Genomic DNA, 1848 nt, shown 5'->3' on the forward strand with positions numbered 1-1848 from the left:
ATTATTTTTTTTGATGATTCAATGACAAAGATAATAATAGTTCGGAAATAATCAGAACAAATGTGCGTGTTTTTTTGGTTCAATTGCGCATAACGGTTACGTATATGAAACGTTTGGCATTTCGAAGCACTTTCTTGTCAAGTTACAAGTGCTTTTGATACGAGCTGAAACGCTCGATAACTCACTGACTGCCAAATGTTTTATATACGATGTTGTACACTGGGCTTTATTGTTTTCTCTCTATGGAAATCCCATTAATTAAAGCATATTTAACTTTTGGGTCACTTATCCTATAACTTACAATCCCACCTTCTTGACTATGCTTAACAATTAAGCCAATCTTTTCCATACCAATTACATAATTATTTGTAGAACCACCTGTACCTGCTTGCTCATTTAGTTGGTTTTTTGTAAAAATATAATCATCAAGTTTCAAAAGATGAGCTGTATAGCTATAAAAATCCATTGAGTTTGCTCTTGCATTCTTTTTCTTCGGATAATACTCAAAATAATTGAAATCAAGAACAAATCTTTCAATTGCTACATTTAAGGCGTTTAATGTGATGTTTTCTGAATTGGAATTTAATGCATGCTGAGTATAAAATAGCTTGTCAAACAAATGCCATAAATCACGAGGATTTGAATTTGATAAATGAAAAATCTGCTCAAATTCAATATCTGTATACTCATTGGAAAATAATGACTTGTAATCAGATATTTTGGAATTTGAGTATGTCTTTAATCTCTCATTTAATGCCTTTTCTAAATCATTTTTATCCCATTGCAATTTAGGACAATAATGCTTTTGTGTCCTTACTTTATCCAATAAGTAATTGAATGGAGTAACCCATAGAGATATGATTAGTTGAAGTTTATCATTTAGCAATAGTTTATTATCAGTTAAGATTGGTTCAACAAAAGATGAAATATATTCTGCATCATTTTCAAGTCTTGAATCTTCATCTAATTTATCCAATAAGCAAATTACTCTATCAAAACCCATTTTATAGATAATCTCCACCAAATCATTTAGCAATTGAAATCCCACCTCGATAGTTTCAAAGTCTTCATCAACTGTTAATGGCAATTCAGGAAAGAAATCCTTAATGTTAATTTCTCTATCAATCGGAGGTAAAGCTTTAAAGTGCTTAGTTAAATACTCCTCAATAAATACACCGCCAGTAGTTGCTCCATAGTTTAATATTGGTCTTGAACGATTAAATAATTTTGTGATAAATCGTTTGTATTTTGGAATTTGAATATTTTCTATTTTGGTTTTTAAAAGTCTTTTTGAAACAACGGGTACAAAGTTTTTAAGTAGATAAGACAACAATACTTTTTCATCGTCTGTAAGTTTATTTATGCGTTTTTGACTTACGGATAATTTTTCAAAGAGAGTTACAGAAATGTTAGTTATTAGAAATTTATAAAATTCTGTTAAGGAGTAGTTTTCTCTTAGTTTCGAATAATCTTCTATTCTACAATACAATGTTTTGGTTAAATCTGTATTTCTAATAAAATCAAGCAAAATTGCAGTCTTACCAGTTCCTCTATCTCCTGTTAATAAAATTGTATTTTTCTCTTTATAATTTTGAATTATAGGAGAATAGCACGATGGTGAAACAAAAAGTTCTTTTTCTTTACCCTTCTCGTTTTCTGTAGTAAATGTAGAAAATGGGTATTCTGTGAATCCCATACTTTTGTAAAAATCTTCAAAACTATTCATATGCAGTATGTTTTTTTAGCCTTGTGTACAACGGTGATTTGTATATGGCGGTTTTGCACATCCGAAATTATCTATAAACGTGAAAGTTTCTGCAAAACTGACATATACAAAATGTTAGGGGG

General features: G+C 29.8%; 1 protein-coding gene. It reads right to left on the reverse strand.

All coding sequences use genetic code 11. The features are described from left to right. Positions 1-226: 226 nt before the first annotated feature. Positions 227-1726, reverse strand: a complete 1500-nt coding sequence (locus tag EV194_RS16795) for a P-loop ATPase, Sll1717 family (RefSeq protein ID WP_132435701.1) — start codon at positions 1724-1726, stop codon at positions 227-229. Positions 1727-1848 lie beyond the last annotated feature (122 nt).

The organism is Natronoflexus pectinivorans (assembly GCF_004345615.1).
Lineage (GTDB): Bacteria > Bacteroidota > Bacteroidia > Bacteroidales > Marinilabiliaceae > Natronoflexus > Natronoflexus pectinivorans.

Bases quoted from the DNA above. Each gene is read 5' to 3' on its own strand.
- EV194_RS16795 (WP_132435701.1), bottom strand. From the start codon at position 1,726: ATGAATAGTTTTGAAGATTTTTACAAAAGTATGGGATTCACAGAATAC.